This is a genomic window from Mitsuaria sp. PDC51 (assembly GCF_900113225.1).
GTDB lineage: Bacteria > Pseudomonadota > Gammaproteobacteria > Burkholderiales > Burkholderiaceae_C > Roseateles.
Window position 1 is genome coordinate 1,867,193 of record NZ_FOZE01000002.1, and the last position, 18,917, is coordinate 1,886,109.

The 18,917-nt window shown below is 70.0% G+C and carries 15 protein-coding genes; 10 read left to right on the forward strand and 5 right to left on the reverse strand.

Annotated elements, in window-relative coordinates:
* Window positions 1-172: 172 nt before the first annotated feature.
* Window positions 173-1,360 (forward strand): homoserine O-acetyltransferase, encoded by a 1,188-nt coding sequence (locus tag BM393_RS19585; protein WP_091730687.1) that lies wholly within the window; start codon window positions 173-175, stop codon window positions 1,358-1,360.
* Window positions 1,357-1,941 carry a methionine biosynthesis protein MetW gene (gene metW / locus BM393_RS19590; protein ID WP_091730690.1) on the forward strand — a complete coding sequence of 195 codons (585 nt, stop codon included), beginning with the start codon at window positions 1,357-1,359 and terminating at the stop codon, window positions 1,939-1,941. The genes BM393_RS19585 and metW overlap by 4 nt, the downstream gene beginning before the upstream one ends.
* Window positions 1,942-1,970: 29 nt before the next feature.
* On the opposite strand, the gene BM393_RS19595 is transcribed toward metW, so the two are convergent.
* Window positions 1,971-2,957 carry a succinylglutamate desuccinylase/aspartoacylase family protein gene (locus BM393_RS19595; RefSeq protein ID WP_217648475.1) on the reverse strand — a complete coding sequence of 329 codons (987 nt, stop codon included), beginning with the start codon at window positions 2,955-2,957 and terminating at the stop codon, window positions 1,971-1,973.
* 66 nt (window positions 2,958-3,023) lie between these two features.
* Between BM393_RS19595 and BM393_RS19600 the strand changes: the two genes are divergently transcribed.
* From BM393_RS19600 to BM393_RS19610, 3 genes are all read left to right on the forward strand, one after another.
* Complete coding sequence (locus BM393_RS19600) at window positions 3,024-3,872, forward strand: alpha/beta hydrolase (protein WP_091730700.1); 849 nt, start codon at window positions 3,024-3,026, stop codon at window positions 3,870-3,872.
* Window positions 3,873-3,963: 91 nt separating this feature from the next.
* The gene (locus BM393_RS19605) at window positions 3,964-5,439 is read left to right on the forward strand and encodes a M20 family metallopeptidase (protein WP_091730703.1); all 1,476 of its coding nucleotides are present in this window, start codon (window positions 3,964-3,966) and stop codon (window positions 5,437-5,439) included.
* 142 nt (window positions 5,440-5,581) lie between these two features.
* Window positions 5,582-6,628 (forward strand): LysR family transcriptional regulator, encoded by a 1,047-nt coding sequence (locus BM393_RS19610; protein ID WP_091730706.1) that lies wholly within the window; start codon window positions 5,582-5,584, stop codon window positions 6,626-6,628.
* Here BM393_RS19610 and BM393_RS19615 read toward each other — a convergent pair whose 3' ends face one another.
* Window positions 6,629-7,768, reverse strand: a complete 1,140-nt coding sequence (locus BM393_RS19615; protein WP_091730710.1) for an aminoglycoside phosphotransferase family protein — start codon at window positions 7,766-7,768, stop codon at window positions 6,629-6,631.
* A 203-nt stretch (window positions 7,769-7,971) separates the two neighbouring features.
* On the opposite strand from BM393_RS19615, the gene BM393_RS19620 reads away from it, so the two are divergent.
* The 3 genes from BM393_RS19620 to rsmA are packed head-to-tail and all read left to right on the forward strand — an operon-like array spanning window position 7,972 to window position 12,583.
* Window positions 7,972-10,386, forward strand: coding sequence for an LPS-assembly protein LptD (locus BM393_RS19620; protein WP_091730713.1), 2,415 nt, complete (start codon window positions 7,972-7,974; stop codon window positions 10,384-10,386).
* Window positions 10,387-10,396: 10 nt separating this feature from the next.
* The gene (locus tag BM393_RS19625) at window positions 10,397-11,791 is read left to right on the forward strand and encodes a peptidylprolyl isomerase (RefSeq protein ID WP_141225404.1); all 1,395 of its coding nucleotides are present in this window, start codon (window positions 10,397-10,399) and stop codon (window positions 11,789-11,791) included.
* A gap of 18 nt (window positions 11,792-11,809) precedes the next feature.
* Window positions 11,810-12,583 carry a 16S rRNA (adenine(1518)-N(6)/adenine(1519)-N(6))-dimethyltransferase RsmA gene (gene rsmA / locus BM393_RS19630; RefSeq protein ID WP_091730722.1) on the forward strand — a complete coding sequence of 258 codons (774 nt, stop codon included), beginning with the start codon at window positions 11,810-11,812 and terminating at the stop codon, window positions 12,581-12,583.
* A gap of 94 nt (window positions 12,584-12,677) precedes the next feature.
* On the opposite strand, the gene BM393_RS26305 is transcribed toward rsmA, so the two are convergent.
* From BM393_RS26305 to BM393_RS19640, 3 genes are all read right to left on the reverse strand, one after another.
* Entirely contained in the window at window positions 12,678-12,800 is a 123-nt protein-coding gene (locus BM393_RS26305) for a hypothetical protein (protein WP_255488907.1), read from the reverse strand.
* A 41-nt stretch (window positions 12,801-12,841) separates the two neighbouring features.
* Window positions 12,842-13,273 carry a barstar family protein gene (locus BM393_RS19635; protein WP_091730726.1) on the reverse strand — a complete coding sequence of 144 codons (432 nt, stop codon included), beginning with the start codon at window positions 13,271-13,273 and terminating at the stop codon, window positions 12,842-12,844.
* Window positions 13,274-13,620: 347 nt separating this feature from the next.
* Window positions 13,621-15,918, reverse strand: a complete 2,298-nt coding sequence (locus BM393_RS19640) for an NADP-dependent malic enzyme (protein WP_091730730.1) — start codon at window positions 15,916-15,918, stop codon at window positions 13,621-13,623.
* Between the two features lie 233 nt (window positions 15,919-16,151).
* On the opposite strand from BM393_RS19640, the gene BM393_RS19645 reads away from it, so the two are divergent.
* Window positions 16,152-18,251 (forward strand): sensor histidine kinase, encoded by a 2,100-nt coding sequence (locus tag BM393_RS19645; protein ID WP_091730733.1) that lies wholly within the window; start codon window positions 16,152-16,154, stop codon window positions 18,249-18,251.
* Entirely contained in the window at window positions 18,248-18,904 is a 657-nt protein-coding gene (locus tag BM393_RS19650) for a response regulator transcription factor (protein ID WP_091730740.1), read from the forward strand. Before BM393_RS19645 ends, BM393_RS19650 begins: the two co-directional genes overlap by 4 nt.
* Window positions 18,905-18,917: the final 13 nt, after the last annotated feature.

Genomic DNA, 18,917 nt, shown 5'->3' on the forward strand with positions numbered 1-18,917 from the left:
CTCCGGGGCGGCGGGCTCCGGAGGCGTGGCTATACTCCCGCCCCATGGCGCCGATTTGTCCGGCTTGCGGGCGCCCAAGAAATGCAGCTAAAGAGGGACACCCGATCCACGGATCGAGACCCGGTGTTCCGCTTCAAGCGCGGCGCCGGGTTTTGCTTTTTTGGGGTGTTTCATGGGATCTGTCGGTGACGTCACACCGCAGCGCTTGTTGTTCGACGAGCCGCTGACCCTGCGCAGCGGCGCCCGCATCGCGGGCTACGAATTGATGGTCGAGACCTACGGCCGCCTGAACGAGGACAAGTCCAACGCGGTGCTGGTCTGCCACGCGCTGAACGCCAGCCACCACGTGGCCGGCACGCATGCCGGCATCGAGAAGAGCGAGGGCTGGTGGGACAACCTGGTCGGACCGGGCAAGCCGCTGGACACCGACCGCTTCTTCGTCATCGGCATCAACAACCTGGGCTCGTGTTTCGGCTCGACCGGACCGATGCATCTGAATCCGGCCACCGGCCGCGTCTACGGCAAGGACTTCCCCGTCGTCACCGTGCAGGACTGGGTGGACGCCCAGGCCCGGGTGCTGGACCGCTTCGGCATCCAGCAGCTGGCGGCGGTGCTGGGCGGCTCGCTGGGCGGCATGCAGGCGCTGGACTGGTCGCTGCGTTACCCGCAGCGCATGCGGCACTGCATCGCCGTAGCGACGGCGCCCAACCTGTCGGCGCAGAACATCGCCTTCAACGAGGTCGCGCGGCGCGCGATCATCACCGACCCCGAATTCCACGACGGCTTCTTCTACGAACACGGCGTCGTGCCGCGTCGCGGCCTGCGGGTGGCGCGGATGATTGGCCACATCACCTACCTCAGCGACGACGTGATGGAAGAGAAGTTCGGCCGCCAGATGCGCGCCGCGGAGCTGGGCTACTCGACCTCGGACATCGAGTTCCAGATCGAGAGCTACCTGCGCTACCAGGGCGACAAGTTCAGCGAGTACTTCGACGCCAACACCTACCTGCTGATCACGCGGGCGCTGGACTACTTCGACCCGGCGCGCGAGCACGGCGGCGACCTGAGCCGTACCTTCGCCAGCGCGCTGTGCAAGTACCTGGTGGTGAGCTTCACGACGGACTGGCGTTTCTCGCCGGCGCGCTCGCGCGAGATCGTCAAGGCCCTGCTCGACAACAAGCGCGACGTCTCCTATGCCGAGATCGACGCGCCGCACGGCCACGACGCCTTCCTGCTCGAGGATCCGCGCTATCACGGCGTGCTGCGCGCCTATTTCGACCGCATCGCCGGAGAGCATGAACGGCCGGTGCCCGGTGGCACGGCGGCGGTCTCGCATCGCCTGCAGGGGGTGGCGGTATGAGCGACCGGGCCGTGATGGACATGATTGCCGAGTTGGTGCCGGCGGGGTCGCGGGTGCTGGACCTGGGCTGCGGCACCGGCGAGCTGCTGGCGCACCTGCAGGCCACCAAGGGCTGCACCGGCTACGGCGTGGAGTTGGACGACGCGAACGTGCTGGCCTGCGCGCAGCGCGGCGTGAACGTGATCCAGCTCAACCTGGAGGAAGGGCTGGCGATCTTTGAGGACCAGAGCTTCGACGTCGTGCTGCAGCTGGAGACGCTGCAGAACCTGCGCAACACCGAGGCGATGCTGCGCGAGACCGCCCGCGTGGGCCGCATCGGCATCGTCAGCTTCCCCAACTTCGCGCACTGGCCCAACCGGCTGCAGGTGCTGTCGGGCCGCATGCCGGTGACCCGCGTGCTGCCCTACCAGTGGTACGACACGCCCAACATCCGCGTCGGCACCTACGCCGACTTCCATGTGCTGGCGCGCAAGTGCGGCCTGCGGGTGCTGGACAGCTTCGGCGTCCAGGACGGCCGCCAGGTCCGCGTGCTGCCCAACCTGATGGCCAGCATGGCGGTGTTCAAGTTCGACCGGGATTGAGGACGGGCGCTCGCGTGCGACGGCGGGGGTCAGTCCTCGTAGCGTCCCAGCCGCACCATCGTCTGCCCGGCCACGCCGGCCCGCCGCGACGGCATGATCAGCACGCAGTCGTCGTGCGGCGTGAACCAGCGTCGCGCGCCGTCCTCGGCCAGCGGCGTGCCGGCCGCGGGAATGAGCTTCAGGTGATGCGTCGGCAGCAGGAAGCGGAAGTTGGGCGATGCCGCGGTCACGCCCTCGCCAACGCGCACCAGCCGCTGCCGCGCCGGCGTGGGCAGGCGCGGCGATGCCGCCATCCAGGCGTCGTCGATCATCCCCAGATGCCGCAGGAAGCGCAGCGTCACGTCGGTCGCCATCGTGGCGCTTGCCGGTTCCCAGTGCGCGCCGCACTCGACCAGCACCGCCTGCCGCGGACTCCGCGGATCCGAGAAGCCGCCGCGGTCGATCATCCGCAGCCCCGCCGCATGGCCGGTGTCGACCAGCAGCGTTTCCGGCTGCCCCAGCGCCCGGGCCAGCGGCACGCTCTTGTCGGTCATGCCGCAGATCGTCAGCGCCGGCGCGCCCGGCTCCTGCATCGAGTGCAGGTCCAGCAGCACGTCCGCCGCGTCCACGAAGGGCGCCAGCTCGCGCGCCCGGCGCAGCTCGACCGAGTCGCGCGGCCCGCGCAGCACCGCCTCGTCCCAGACCCGGTTCATGTCCTCGTCGACGCAGCGTGACGCGAACGGCGCCAGCGCGTTGAAGCGCCCATGGGCCTCGACATTCGCGAAGGCCAGCACCAGCCGGCCGCGCAGCGGCTTCAGGGACCGACCCAGCAGCCCGTCCAGCGCGATCGCGCCGCAGAGCTCGTTGCCGTGCACCAGCGCCACCACCATCGCCACCGGGCCCGGCCGGCCCGAGTCCAGCACGTGGACGAACGCCACGTCCGTGCCGGTACCGCGGCGCCAGCGCTCGAGGGGCGGCGGCTGCAGGCGCACTTCCGGGTTGAAGGCGGGGAAGGACTCGAGCATGGCTGGGGTCATCGTCGTCGGAACGGGGGGCGTCCCCGGCGGGAAGACTGGGCGCGGGCGATCCTACACTCCGGCCCCATGAAGACTCTGACCGGCCATGACGGCCTCCCGCTGCACTGGCGGGAATGGGGCGCCGACCTGTCGCTGCCCACCCGCGGCACCGTGCTGATCGTGCACGGCCTGGGCGAGCACATCGGGCGCTACGAGGCTGTCGCCGGGCGCCTGAACGACTGGGGCTGGCATGCCGCCGGTTACGACCAGCGCGGCCACGGCGCCTCCGGCGGACCGCGCGGCGACATCCCCGCTCACGACAGCCTGCTGCGCGACCTGGCCGCCGCGATCGACGGCCTGCGCGCCGACGACCGCAAGGGACGCGGCCCGCTGATCCTGCTGGGCCATTCGATGGGCGGCGCCGTCGCGGCCCGCTTCGTCGCCGGCGCGCTCGAGCAGGCGCCCTGGTCGCGCCCGGTCGACGGGCTGATCCTCAGTTCCCCGGCGCTCGACCCCGGCCTGTCGGCGTTCCAGCGCGGCCTGCTGGGCGCCACCCTGCCGCTGGTGCCGCACCTGGCCGTGGGCAACGGCCTGAATCCGTCGTGGGTCTCGCGCAGCCCGGAGGTCGTCCAGGCCTACAAGGACGATCCGCTGGTCCACGACCGCATCACCCCGACGCTGGCGCGGATGATCGCCAGCTTCGGCCCCGACACCCTCCCGCTGGTGCCGCGCTGGACCACGCCGACGCTGCTGATGTGGGCCGGCGCCGACCGCTGCGTGGCCCCGGCGGGCAGCGCCGCCTTCGCCGCGGCCGCCGCCGCGGGCGGCGCGGTGCAGGCCGTCCCCTTCCCGGGCCTGGCGCACGAGATCTTCAACGAACCTGAGCGCGAACAGGTCTTCGCCCGGCTGCGCGCCTGGCTGGGCGCACGCTCCTAGAATCGCCCGATTCACCCTTCCGCCCGGACCGGCCGCGACCGCGACCCCGGACCCAGCCACGGCGGCCCGACCGGCCGCGCAGGAGACCCGCATGAACGCACGTGACCCGTCGTTGCCGCTGCAAGCCGATGAAATCAGCGCCCTGGGCGCCTTCGCCGAGAAGGTGTGGGACCAGGAGATCGTCCCCGCGCTGACCGACTACATCGCCATCCCGGCCAAGAGCCCAATGTTCGACGCCGACTGGCAGGCCAACGGCTACATCGACCGCGTCGTCCGCGACGCCGCCCAGTGGGTGGAAAGCAAGAAGATCCCCGGCCTGAAGCTGGAGGTCATCCGCCAGGAAGGCCGCACGCCGGTCATCTTCTTCGAGCTGCCGGCGACCAAGGCCGACAGCACCGACACCGTCGTCCTGTACGGCCACCTGGACAAGCAGCCGGAGTTCAACGGCTGGCGCGCCGACCTGGGCCCGTGGACGCCCAAGTACGAGGACGGCAAGCTCTACGGTCGCGGCGGCGCCGACGACGGCTACGCGATCTACGCGTCGATCACCGCGCTGCTGGCGCTGGACCAGCAGGGCGTGCCGCGCCCGCGCTGCGTCGGCCTGATCGAGGCCTGCGAGGAATCGGGTTCCTACGACCTGCCGGCCTACATCGACCTGCTCAAGCCGCGGCTGGGCAATGTCTCGCTGGTGGTCTGCCTGGACTCCGGCGCGGGCGACTACGACCGCCTGTGGATGACCACCTCGCTGCGCGGCATGGTCTCCGGCGTGCTGAAGGTCGAGGTGCTGACCGAGGGCATCCACTCCGGCGACGCGTCGGGCGTGGTGCCCTCGTCCTTCCGCATCCTGCGCCAGGTGCTGGACCGGCTGGAGGACTCCAGGACCGGCCGCCTGCTGCCCGAGTCCTTCCACTGCGAAATCCCGGGCGTGCGCCACGAGCAGGCGCAGGCCACCGCCGCGATCCTGAAGGAAGAGGTCTACAAGCGCCTGCCCTGGGCCTGCGGCGCGGACGGCGGCCCGGTGCTGCCGGTGACGCAGGATCCGGTCGAGGTGCTGCTGAACCGCACCTGGCGCCCGACGCTGTCGGTCACCGGCGTGGACGGCTTCCCCGAACTGAAGAGCGCCGGCAATGTGCTGCGCCCGTACACCGCGTTCAAGCTGTCGCTGCGCCTCCCGCCGCTGATCGACGGCAACGAGGCCGCGCTCAAGCTCAAGGCGCTGCTCGAGGACAACGCGCCCTACAACGCCAAGGTCAGCTTCGTGCCGGACGGCCGCGCCGGCGCCTACGGCGCCACCGGCTGGAACACGCCGGAGCTGTCGCCGTGGCTGAGCCAGGCGCTGGACGAGGCCAGCCAGGCCCACTTCGGCCAGCCGGTCGGCTACATCGGCCAGGGCGGCACCATCCCGCTGATGAGCATGCTACAGAAGGGCTTCCCGGCCGCGCAGATGATGGTCTGCGGCGTGCTGGGCCCCAAGAGCAACGCCCACGGCCCCAACGAGTTCCTGCACGTGCCCTACGGCAAGCGCCTGACCGCCGCGGTGGCGCAGGTGATCGCCGCGCACCCCTGACGACGGACGGGGGCGCCGAGGCGCTTCCCCCAGCGCGGCGGCCTGGCCGTCGCGCACCCTGAGGCCGGTCTCCGGCGCATCGCGAAGTCATAGAGAGGCGACCGACGCGGGAACCCCGCGGCAGTCGCCCGGAGGAGACGGGATGGATCAGGTCAAGGCGATGCGGGTCTTCACCCGCGTGATCGACGAGGGCAGCCTCGCCGGCGCGGCGCGGGCCATGGACCTGGCGCCGGCCGTGGTCACGCGGCTGGTGGCCGACCTCGAGGAGCACCTCGGCGCGCGGCTGCTCAACCGCACGACGCGGCGGCTGTCGCTGACCGATGTCGGCGAGGGCTACCTGGAGCGCTGCCGCCGCATCCTCAGCGACATCGAGGAGGCCGAGGCGCTGGCCTCCGCCGCCACCAACGAGCCGCGCGGCAGCCTGCGCGTGCTGATGCCGCCGGCGATCGCGATCCACCAGCTGGCGCGCCACATGGCCCGCTTCCACGCGATGTACCCGCTGGTCAGCGTCGAGCTGGTCGCCCCCGGGCCGGTGGACACGCTGGACGAGAGCTTCGACATCACCGTCATCTCGACGCGCAGCCCGCTGCAGGGCGACTTCATCGCCCGCAAGCTGGCGCGCACGGAAGTGATCATGTGCGCCTCGCCGGAGTACCTCGCGCGGCGCGGCCGGCCGCAGCATCCGTCCGAGCTCAAGCAGCACGACATCATGCTGCCGCCCATCCATGAGCTGTCGCGCGGCGTGACCTTCGAGCGTTGCGGTGCCGACGGCCTCACCGCCGAGAGCTTCTTCGCGATCCCGTCGCGCCCGGTGATGACGACCTCGTCGGTGGACACCAAGTACGCCTGCGCGCTGCACGGGCTGGGCATCGCGGGGCTGCCGTCCTTCGTCGTCGGCGACGCGCTGATGGAGGGCGCGCTCGAGCGCGTGCTGTCGCAGTGGCGCATCTACAGCTACCAGCTGTGGGCGGCGATGCCGACGCGCAAGTTCGTGCCGGCGCGCACCCGCGCGTTCATGGATTTCCTGGTCGAGATCTTCGGCGGCCGCGACGAGGATCCGTGGCTGGCCGCCGCGGGCTGCCCCAGCTACCTGGCGGCCCAGGAGCTCCTCGCGCTCCAGGCCGCCCGCGAGGCCAGGGCCGCCAAGGCGTCGGCCGCATCGGCATCGGCGCCGGCCGACGGCGACTGATCAGCGCAGGCTGAAGCCGGTCTGGGTGTACTGCGGCTGCAGGTCCTCGATCAGGCGCAGCAGCGGCGACAGCTCGATGTAGCGGGTCGCCGTCTTGACCACGTAGGCATAGAAGCGGGGCAGGTCCTCGGCGTAATGCGGCTTGCCGTCGCGGTGCTTGAGCCGGCAGAAGATGCCCATGATCTTCAGCTGCCGCTGCAGCACCGTCCATTCCAGGCACCGCCAGAACAGGCCGAAGTCCAGCGCCATCTCATGCGGGTCCTCGCCGCCGGGATCCAGGCCGAACAGCCCGGCGCGCCGGGCGCCTTCCCAGTAGCGCACCGCCCAGTCGAGCTCCTCGGCCTCGTCCCAGGAGATGAAGGCGTCTCGCAGCAGCGAGGCGATGTCGTAGGTGACGGGCCCCATCACCGCGTCCTGGAAGTCCAGGATGCCGGGCGATGCGAAGGCGCCGGTGCCTTCGCCGGAGGGGCAGACCATCAGGTTGCGCGGCATGTAGTCGCGGTGCATCGGCACGCGCGGCTGGGCCGCGATGTTGGCGGCGAGCAGGGCGACCGTCCGGTCCCAGTAGCCCTGCTGTTTCTCGTTCCACTGCTTGCCGTGGTGGGCCTGGACGCACCAGTCGACGAAGATCTGCAGCTCCCGGCGCACGAAGGCCTCGTCGAAGACGGGCAGCGCGCCCTCGGCGCGGGCCGACGCGCTGGTCTGCCAGCGCAGCAGGGCCTGGGTGGCGTCGCGCATCAGCTGCCGCGGCAGCGCCTCGTCGCCCGCGCGCTGCGCCTCGAGCAGCGCCGCGATGTAGGACTGGCGGCCCAGGTCCTCCATCACCGCGAATCCCTGCGCGACATCGTGGGCCACCACCCGCGGCACATGCAGGCCGCGTTCGGCCATCAGCGCGCCGACATGCAGGAAGGCGGCCAGCTGATTCGGGGTCGCGGGATCGTCCATGACGACCAGCGTGCCGCCGGCGCTCGTCGCCACGCGCAGGTAACGGCGGAAGCCGGCGTCGCTGCTGGCGACGGCGAGCGTCTCGAGCCGCAGGCCCAGCGGCTCGACCAGCGGCGCGATCCAGGCGTGGAAACGGGCGGCGCGGTCGGCGTCGGGCCAGGGCACGGGCGCGGCGGTCGGATCGGAAGCGGTCATCGGCAAGGGCGCGGGCGCAGGGCCGGCGAGGCAGGGGCGGGAATCAGAAGGGCCGCTGCGCGAGCGGCCCCGGAGGACGGTGACAAGGCGCTTCGGCGGTCCTGCCGGCCGGCGAGCCTCGTGGATAATGATTCTACAAACCCCGGGCAGCGCGGCGCGACCGACGCGCGGCCGCCTGACCTCTGCAAGACGCTGCCCGCCTGATGCGCCCTCCGGTTTCCCGACCCCGTCCGATCTCCCTGGCCGCCGCCCTGGCGGTCGCGCTGCCCGCGGTCTCCGTGTCTACGGCGCAGGCGCAGGAGTCCGCCGGCCAGCCCTTGATCCTCAAGTCGGTCAAGCAGCTGCACCAGACCAAGCGCAAGGACGCCCGGCCCGCGATGGCGCTCAGCGCCGACCGCATCACCAGCGAGATGGACCAGACCTCGACCGCCGAGGGCGACGTCCAGCTGCGCTACGGCGGCATGCTGCTGAAGTCGAAGACGCTGCGCTACGACTACCCGCAGGACCTGGCCACCGCCGAGGGCGAGGTGGAGCTCAGCCAGAACGGCGCGGTGCTGCGTGGTCCCAAGCTGGAGCTCTTCGTCGACAAGTTCGAAGGCCAGCTCGAGAGCCCGACCTACTTCTTCGCCGCCACCGGCGGCAGCGGCAGCGCCAAGGCCTTGCACTTCCTCGGTGACCAGCGCATGCGCGCCGACGAGGCGACCTACTCGACCTGCCCGGTGTCGGACAAGGGCGAGCAGGACCTGCAGGACGCCAAGGCCGGCAAGAAGGGCCAGCGCGACTGGGAGCTGGTCACCAGCAGCCTGAACCTGGACTTCGACGCGGGCGAGGGCGTGGCCAAGGACGCGGTGGTGCGCTTCCTGGGCGTGCCCATCCTGGCGGCGCCGTCGCTGAGCTTCCCGCTCGGCGACCAGCCCAAGTCCGGCCTGCTGCCGCCCAACGTCAACATCGACAACCGCAGCGGCGTCGAGTACAGCCAGCCCTTCTACTGGAGCATCGCGCCCAACCGCGACGCGACCATCACGCCCTTCATCATGACGCGGCGCGGCCCCGGCGTGGACAGCCAGTTCCGCTACCTGGAGCCCGGTCATCGCGGCCAGATCGACTACGCGCTGCTGCCGCACGACCGCGTGACCGGCCGCTCGCGCTGGGACCTGCGCCTGAACGGCGACGGCGACATCACGCCCAACTGGACTTACAACGTCCACACCGAGCGTGTCTCCGACGACGACTACTGGAAGGACCTGCGCAGCCGCATGCTGTCCCAGACGCCGCGCCTGCTGTCGACGGACCTGCGCACGCAGCGCGACTTCAGCTTCAACTGGGGCGAGATGCAGACCTACGCGCGGGTGCAGAAGTGGCAGCCGCTGCAGGTCGCGCAGGTGGAGGACCAGTTCGCGTCGCCCTACCAGCGCTCGCCGCAGATCGGCGTGCGGCTGCAAACCGGGGCCGATGAATCGGTGCTGGCCGGCTACCTGCCCACCGGCCGTCGCGCGCGCCTGGAAGGCGGGCTGGAGGTCGAGTACAACCGCTTCGACCTGCCCGGCGGCGCGCTGAGTTCGCAGACCCAGACCGGCGAGCGCATGCACCTGCTGGGTCACGTCAGCCTGCCCTTCAGCGGTGCGGCCTGGTGGCTGATCCCCAAGCTGTCGGTCAATTCGGCCAGCTACAACCTGGACCAGCCCATCGACGCCACCGGCCGGCGCTCGATCGGCCGCACCATCCCGACCTTCAGCGTCGACCACGGCTGGATCCTGGAGCGCAACACCTCGCTGTTCGGCCAGGCGATGCGCCAGACGCTCGAGCCGCGCCTGCTGTACGTGAACACGCCGTACCGGGACCAGAGCCTGATCCCCAACTTCGACGCCGCGCCGCGCGACTACAACTTCGATTCGGTCTTCGCGGAGAACCAGTTCTCCGGCGTGGACCGCGTCAACGACGCCAACATGCTGGCCTTCGGCGCCACCACGCGCTGGATCGAGGACGAGAAGGGCGAAGAACAGCTGCGCCTGGGCATGGTCCAGCGCTACCTGTTCCGCAACCAGCGCATCACGCCGGATGGCACGCCGCAGACGCACCGCCTCTCGGACGTGGTGCTGCTAGCCTCGGCCCACCTGAACCAGGCCTGGTGGACCGACAGCACGCTGCAGCTGAACTCGTCCGACGGCAAGGTCGAGCGGACGGTGCTGCGGCTGCGCTACTCGCCGGGACCGTTCCGCACCGTCAGCGCGTCCTACCGGCTGGCGCGCGGCCAGAGCGAGCAGGTCGAGCTGGCCTGGCAGTGGCCGCTGTTCGGACCGGACCGCAAGTCGGTGGCGGGCGGACCGGGCTGCGCCGGCGCCTGGTACGGCGCCGGCCGCCTGCAGTACAGCATGCGGGACAAGCGCTTCACCGATTCCGTCATCGGCGCCGAATACGACTCGGGCTGCTGGATCCTGCGTGTCGGTGCCGAGCGCCAAGCCACCGGCCGCGCGGAAACCAATACCCGGCTGATCCTGCAGCTGGAGCTGGTCGGCCTGTCGCCGCTGGGCTCCAATGCCCTGAAGGTGTTGAGAGACAATATTCCGGGTTACCGGTCGCTCAGCTCCGAGCGGTCGGCTTTTGGCACTTATGACTGAACTGCGTTCGATGCGACATCTCAAGCCTGTGGCGGCCACGCTCCTGTCCCTGACCGCCGCCCTGGCCGGCTCGGCATCCTCGGCGCAGACGCGGCCAGCCGTCCCCGCCCCGGCCGCATCGGCCGCATCGGCCGCCGCCGCGACGCCCAACCGCCCGGTCGTCGAACAGCGCCAGCTCAAGCCCGGCGACTACATCGCGGCGATCGTCAACACCGACATCGTGGCGGCGTCGGAAGTGATCCAGCGCACCGAGCGCATGCGCGAGGAAGCCCGCCAGCGCGGCCAGAACGTGACCAACGAGCTGCTGCACAAGCAGGCCCTGGACAGCCTGATCGACGAGCGCGTGGTCGTCACCTACGCGCGCGAGAACGGTCCCCGGGTCGACGAGCCGGAGCTGGACCGGGTCGTCGCGAACGTGGCCACGCAGAACAAGCTGACGATGCCGGAACTCCGCCAGCGCCTGGCCGCCGAAGGCATCGACTTCAAGCGCTTCCGCGAGAACCTGCGCGACCAGATGCTGAGCGAGCGCGTGCGCGAACGCGAGGTGCAGGGCCGCATCCGCGTTACCGACGGCGACATCGACAAGTACCTGGACGAGCGCCAGGCCGCGTTGCAGGGCCGCGCGCAGCTGAACGTGGCGCAGATCCTGGTGCCGGTGCCCGAAGGCGCCGGCCCGGTCGTGCTGGCTGAGCGCAAGGCGCGCGCCGAATCGGCGCTGGCGCGGGTGAAGGCGGGCGAGGACTTCGCCAAGGTCGCCCGCGAGCTGTCGGAGGACGCCAACAAGAACCGCGGCGGCGAGATCGGCCTGCGGGCGGCGGACAAGCTGCCGGACGTCTTCGTCGATGCGGTCAAGGACCTGCAGCCCGGCGAGGTGCGCCCCGAACTGCTGCGCTCCGAGGCCGGTTTCCATGTGATGAAGCTGATCGAGCGCCAGACCGGCAAGGCCTCGATCAACGTGGTCGTGCAGACGCGCGCGCGTCACATCCTGCTGCGCCCGTCCGAGCAGCTGACGCCGGAGCAGGCCACGCGCCGGCTGGTCGAGTTCAAGCGCGCGATCGAGTCCGGCCGCGCCACCTTCGAGCAACTGGCCAGAGCCAACTCGGAAGACGGCAGCGCGCAGGAAGGCGGGGACCTGGGCTGGGTGTCGCCGGGTGGTTTCGTGCCCGAGTTCGAGCAGGCCATGGATGCGTTGCCGCTCAAGGGCATCTCGGACCCGGTGCCGTCGCGCTTCGGTATCCACTTGATCCAGGTGATGGAGCGCCGCGACGTGGTGCTCGACAACAAGCAGCTGCGCGAACAGGCGCGCAACGCGCTGCGCGAGCGCAAGTACGACGACGCGTACAACGACTGGATGAAGGAAATGCGCGCTCGCGCCTTCATCGAGACGCGCGAGTGGCTGGATTGAGCGGCCGGGACTGAGTTCATGGGACATGTCGCGCGCAAGCGCTTCGGCCAGCACTTCCTGACCGACAAGGCCATCATCGACGGCATCATCGACGCCATCGGCCCGGGCGAGGACCAGGCGATGGTCGAGATCGGTCCCGGGCTGGGCGCCATGACGCTGCCGCTGCTGCAGCGGCTGCCGGCCTCGAGCCAGCCGCTCACCGTCATCGAGCTGGACCGCGACCTGGCCGCGCGGATGCGCAAGCGCGGCGATGTGACCGTCATCGAGTCCGACGTGCTGAAGGTCGATTTCGCGGCGCTGGCCGCGGAACGGGGCCGCAAGCTGAAGGTCGTCGGGAACCTGCCCTACAACATCTCCTCGCCGATCCTCTTCCACCTGCTCGGCGTGGTGGACCATGTGGTGGACCAGACCTTCATGCTGCAGAAGGAGGTCGTCGACCGCATGGCCGCTGGACCCGGCGGCAAGGACTACGGCCGGCTGAGCGTGATGCTGCAATGGCGGTACGACGTCGAGGCGCTGTTCGACGTGCCGCCGGAAGCCTTCGATCCGCCGCCGCGGGTCGATTCGGCGATCGTGCGCATGGTGCCGCTGTCGGCGCCCGCCCGCATCGACGAGGCGCTGCTCAGCGAGCTGGTGGCCTCGGCGTTCTCCCAGCGCCGCAAGTTGCTGCGGCACTCGCTGGGGAAGTGGCTGGAGGCTCGCGGCTTCGGCGGGACCTTTGACCTGCAGCGCCGTGCCGAGGAAGTGCCGGTGGCCGAGTTCGTCGCGCTGGCGCAGGCGGTCCAGGGCTGAGCGGCTGCCAGCGGGCGCATGGGCCGGCGACGCCCAATGAAAAAGGCCTTCCGTCGCCGGAAGGCCTTGTGCGCAGAACCGGCGCTTCAGTCCATCAAGCGGCGCTGAGCCACATCGACGTGTCGAACGCGCTGCACATCATCGGCATGTTCATGCCGAAGTTGGGGTTCGGATTGGTCTTGGTGCTCTTGAGCACCGGCTTCGCTTCGGGGGCCACCTCAGTCGCCCGCTCCCATGACCCTGATTCTTGGGAGCGGGCTACTGAAAAGAATAGAAACACCTGAAGGAGATCTTCCGCTCGGCCCAGAAGTCGGCCGCCTCGCGGAAGACATCGAGCAACTGCTCGCGGGCCTCCCGATCGAATTTCGCGTGATCGGGCAACTGGTCCAACACCACGACGAACCCTGGTTGCGTGCCCGACTTGTGGACCAGATTGGTCATGCAGTCGTACAGCGCTTCCATGTTCTTGCCGAAGTGCGCCGGGAACAGGAAGTTGCTGGCAATCAGTTCCAGCACGTCCTGTTTGGTCTCGGCCGGAGACAGGTTGGCGTACAGGAAATGTTGGCCGGCGTCCTGCGCGGCCTGCATCAAGTCCTCGACCCGGTAGGCTCTGATCGCCTGCACGATGTTGGGACGGACTGTCTGCAAAAGCATTGTCGCGTTCCTCCTAGATGGGGTATCCGAGCTCATGTCTGGGTGGGGCCGTGCACCGGAACAGCGCCCGCGGGGCCTGTGATCGTCGGTGGGGGAGGGCTGAGCCAGCGAGGGTTAACCCTGAACTCTGAAACCAAGATGGTACAGAAAGGGCCTCGAATGCTCAAGCCGGGGGCTACCACAATGCCTTAAAAAGCGGCATTGTTAGCATGCGCACACATTCGCCCGAACGCTCACAAACGTGAGTAGTCATCCAGTGGAAATTGACTGGTGAGCCACTACAAACTTTTTCTATAGGCCGGACCGGAGGTCGGGATTAAAGGCCCTCCGGCGGCTTGGATGAGCGATACCAGGGCCTGTCCGGCCCCGGAATCGCCGCTGGCTCAGCGAGCCGCGTTCGCGTCCGCGACGGTCAGCGCCGTCATGTTCACGATGCGGCGAACGGTCGCCGACGGGGTCAGCACGTGGACCGGCTTGGCCGCGCCCAGCAGGACCGGCCCGATGGCGATGCCGCCGCCAGCCGCCGTCTTCAGCAGGTTGTAGCTGATGTTGGCCGCGTCGATGTTGGGCATGACCAGCAGGTTGGCCTCGCCGGTCAGGGTGCTGTTGGAGACCAGCTGCTCGCGGTAATGCGGGTCCAGCGCGGCATCGCCGTGCATTTCGCCGTCGGCTTCCAGCCAGGGCGCGTTGTCCTTGATCAGCGCCAGCGCGTCGCGCATCTTGACCGCGGACGGGCAGTTGCTCGAGCCGAAATTGCTGTGCGACAGCAGCGCCGCCTTCGGGCGCAGGCCGAAGCGCATCATTTCCTCGGCCGCCATCACGGTGATCTCGGCGATCTGTTCGGCGGTCGGGTCGTAGTTGACGTGGGTGTCGACCAGCATGACCTGGCGGCCCGGCAGGATCAGGCCGTTCATGCAGGCGAAGTTCTTGACGCCGGGGCGCTTGCCGATGACCTGGTCGATGTACTGCAGGTGCATCGCGGTGTTGCTCCAGGTGCCGCAGAGCATCCCGTCGACCTCGCCCTTGTGCAGCATCATCGCGCCGATCAGCGTGAGGCGGCGGCGCATCTCGATCTTGGCGAGCTGCTGCGTGACGCCCTTGCGCTCGGTCATCGCGAGGTAGGTCTGCCAGTAGTCGCGATAGCGGTGGTCGAACTCGGTGTTCACCACGTCGTAGTCGCGGCCCTCCTGCAGGCGCAGGCCGAAGCGCTCGCAGCGCTGGGCGATGACTTGCGGGCGGCCGATCAGCGTCGGGCGGGCGATGCCCTCGTCGACGACCACCTGCACCGCGCGCAGCACGCGCTCCTCCTCGCCTTCGGCGTAGGCGACGCGCTTGTGCTGCGCCTTCTTCGCGATCTGGAAGATCGGCTTCATCGTCGTGCCGGAGGCGTAGACGAAGCTCTGCAGCTTCTCCAGATAGGCCGGCATGTCCTGGATCGGACGCAGCGCCACGCCGGAGGCCTCGGCCGCCTTCGCGACGGCCGGGGCGATCTTCATCATCAGGCGCGGGTCGAAGGGCTTGGGGATCAGGTACTCGGGGCCGAAGCTGAGGTTGGCGCCGGCGTAGGCGGCGGCGACGACCTCGCTCTGCTCGGCCTGCGCCAGTTCGGCGATCGCGTGGACGGCGGCGATCTCCATCTCGTCATTGATCGTCGTCGCGCCGCAGTCCAGGGCCCCGCGGAAGATGTAGGGGAAGCACAGGACGTTGTTGACCTGGTTCGGATAGTCGGTGCGGCCGGTGGCCATCAGCGCGTCGTCGCGGATCGCGTGCACGTCCTCGGGCTGGATCTCCGGATTCGGATTGGCCAGCGCGAAGATGATGGGCTTGGCCGCCATCGACGCGACCATGTCCTGCTTGAGCACGCCGCCGGCCGACAGGCCGAGGAACACGTCCGCGCCGGCGATGACCTCGCGCAGGCTGCGCAGTTCGGTTTTCTGCGCGTAGACGGCCTTGTCGGGGTCCATCAGTTCGGCGCGGCCTTCGTAGACGACGCCGGCCAGGTCGGTCACCCAGATGTTCTCGCGCGGCAGGCCGAGCTTGACCAGCAGGTTCAGGCAGGCGAGGGCGGCGGCGCCGGCGCCCGAGGTGACCAGCTTCACCGAGCGGATGTCCTTGCCCGCGACCTTCAGGCCGTTGAGCAGGCCGGCGGCCACGACGATGGCGGTGCCGTGCTGGTCGTCGTGGAAGACGGGGATCTTCATCCGCTTGCGCAGTTCGCGCTCGACGTAGAAGCAGTCCGGCGCCTTGATGTCCTCGAGGTTGATGCCGCCGAAGGTCGGCTCCAGCGCGGCGATCACGTCGACCAGCTTGTCGAGGTCGTGCTTCTCGTCGATCTCGAGGTCGAAGACGTCGATGCCGGCGAATTTCTTGAACAGGACGCCCTTGCCCTCCATGACCGGCTTGGAGGCCAGCGGGCCGATGTCGCCCAGGCCGAGCACGGCGGTGCCGTTGGAGATCACGGCCACCAGGTTGCCGCGCGAGGTGTAGCGGAAGGCGTTGGCCGGGTCGGCGACGATTTCCTCGCACGCGGCGGCCACGCCCGGCGAGTAGGCCAGCGCCAGGTCACGCTGGTTGATCAGCTGCTTGGTGGCGGCGATGGCGATCTTCCCGGGGGTCGGGAACTCGTGATATTCGAGAGCGGCCTGGCGCAGCTGAGCGCGTTTTTCTTCGGACGTGGACATGGGGGACTCTTCTGGTTGAAACCGGTCCGCCGTCGTGGGCCGGGTCGGCGATTGTAGGAGTCCGACCCGGCGGCGACAGTGCGGACTATGCGTATGCTGCATGTCGCCCGGGCCGCAGGGGCATACGCGAAATTGCGCATCCGGAGCGCCTGCGCGGGCGCCATACTGCCTGCCCCGCACGCGCGCGAGGCCCTCGCCTGGACGCGCTCCCCCGTTTGCCTTCGCCCACCATCATGCTGTCCGCCCCCTCCACTCCCCTGGCACGCGGCGCCCGGCCGCGGCGCTGGCGGCGTGCGCTGCTGTGGGGCACGCTGGTGGGGCTGCTGCTGATCGCGCAGTCGCTGCTGCTGACGCTGACGCTGAGCCACGAGGCTGCGCGCGCGCAGGAGGCCTCCGATCTCGCCGCCGCCGAGGTGACCGCGCGCGCCAAGCAGCTGATCGGGCGCGACCTGCAGGGGCTGCAGGGCCTGATGTGGGCCGAGGACGACGACTGGCGCGGCAACGCCGCCGCGCAGCTGCGCCAGACGCGGGTGCTGCTGCGCATCGAGCTGCGCGACGAGCAGCGCCAGGTGCGCCGCGCGGTCGACACGCCCTATGCGCCGCCGCTGTTCTCGACGCTGTCGCGCGAGCAGCTCCAGATCGAGACCGAGCTCGCCTGCATCGCCGCGCTGCGCCAGGGCACGCCGCTGTTCTCGCGCTCGTACTTCGTGCCGGGCCCCGGCGGCGACGGCATGGAGGTCGCCGACCTGTGCCTGCCCCGGGTGCGCGCCGGCGAGCCGCGCTCCTACGTCGTGGCGACCATGGGGCTGCGGCCGCTGCTGGAGGAATCGGTCTCGCAGGAGCAGGCGCGCCGTTTCGAGATGTCCTTCGTCGAGGGCGACGGCACGCGGCTCGCGCGCACCGGCCTGACGCGCGGCAGCGGCTTCTACCTGTCCGAGCGCCTGCTCGACCTGCCCGGCCTGAGCCTGCAGTTGCGCGTGGACAACGCGACCGGCCGGCCGCAACTGATCCCCAACCTGGCGACGGCGCTGGTGATCGGCCTGTCGCTGGCGCTGTTCGCGCTTGTCATCGTGCTGGCGCGCGACACGCGCAAGCGCGCGCAGGCGGAGCACGCGCTGGCCGAGTCGCTCGCGTTCCGGCAGGCGATGGAGAACTCGCTGATCACCGGCCTGCGCGCGCGCGACCTGGACGGCAACATCAGCTACGTCAACCCGGCGTTCTGCGCGATGGTCGGGTACGCCGCGGAAGAACTGGTCGGCACCGGCCGCCCGCCGCAGGCGCCGCCGTACTGGCCGCCCGAGTTCATCGAGGAATACTGGCGCCGCCATCACGACCGGGAGGCGAGATGGGAGGCCGGCCTGCCGCCGCGCGAGGGCTTCGAGACGGTCTTCGCGCGCAGCACCGGCGAGCGCTTCCCGGTGATGATCTACGAGGCGCCGCTGCTCAACGCCGAGGGCCAGCAGACCGGCTGGATGAGCGCCGTGCTGGACCTGAGCGCGCAGCGCAAGGTCGAGGAGCTGTCGCGCCAGCAGTCGGACCGGCTGCAGGCGACGGCGCGCCTGGCCACGGTCGGCGAGATGGCCTCGCTGCTGAGCCACGAACTGAACCAGCCGCTGGCCGCGATCGCCAGCTACGCGACCGCGTCGATCAACCTGATGGTGCGCGAGGCCGACGACCCGCAGACGCCGGCGATGGTGCGGCAGGCCGTGACCCGCATCGCCGAGCAGGCCGAGCGGGCCGGCCGCGTGATCAAGAGCGTCCACGACTTCGTGCGGCGGCGCGAGGCGGCGCGCGAGTGGGTCCATGTCGAGCAGCTGCTCGACGCGGTGCTGCCGCTGGTGCGGCTGCAGGCGCGCAAGAGCGGCGCCCGCATCGAGATGGACCTGCCCAAGGGCCTGCCGCGGGTGCGCTGCGACCGCACGATGGTCGAGCAGGTGCTGCTGAACCTCACCCGCAACGCGATCCAGGCGATGGACGGTCCCACGCCGCTGGCGGACCGCGCGCTGGTGCTGCGCGTGCGACGCCTGCAGCCGCGCTGGCTGAGCTTCGCGGTGGCCGACCATGGACCGGGCATTCCGGCGGAAGTCGCGCGCCAGCTGTTCACGCCCTTCTTCACGACCCGCACCGAGGGCATGGGCCTGGGCCTGAGCCTGTGCCGCACGGTCGTGGAACAGCACGGCGGCGCGATGGACTTCGAGAGCCGCGTCGCCCCCGCGTCGCCGACCGGCACCGAGTTCCGCTTCAGCCTGCCGTGCGAGGATGCGCCTGGCGCGGCCCCCGGCACCGGGGCCGACCGGTTGCCCGTCACTGGATCTGGAGAGTCGTCCGCATGAAGCCGCAGTCCCTGCCGATGGTCTACCTCGTCGACGACGAGGATGTGGTGCGCGATGCGCTGGCCTGGTTGTTGCGCTCGCGCCGGCTGCTGTCCGAGGGCTTCGGCAGCGCCGAAGCCTTCGAGTCGCTGCTCGACGGCCTGCCCCGCGGCGGACGCGACTGGCCGTCGGCGCCCAGCTGCCTGCTGCTGGACGTGCGCATGCCGGGCATGAGCGGGCTCGCGCTGTTCGAGCGGCTCATCGAGCGCGGCCTGCTGGACACGCTGCCGGTGATCTTCCTGACCGGTCATGGCGACGTGCCAACGGCGGTGGCGGCGGTGAAGCAGGGCGCCTACGACTTCGTCGAGAAGCCTTTCTCCGACAACGCGCTGGTCGACCGCGTCGAACAGGCGCTGGCGCAGAGCGCCGAGGCGATCGCCGCGCGCGACGCGAAATCGGCGCTGGGACACCGTGTCGGTGAGCTGACCGAGCGCGAGCGCGAGGTCATGCAGCTGGTGGTGCAGGGCCTGCCCAACAAGCTGATCGCGGACCAGCTCAACATCAGCGTGCGCACCGTCGAGGTCCACCGCGCGCGGGTGTTCGAGAAGATGGACGTGAAGTCCGCGGTGGAGTTGTCCAACCTGCTGCGCGGCGACAATGCCGCCCATGGGTGATTCTTCTGATTCG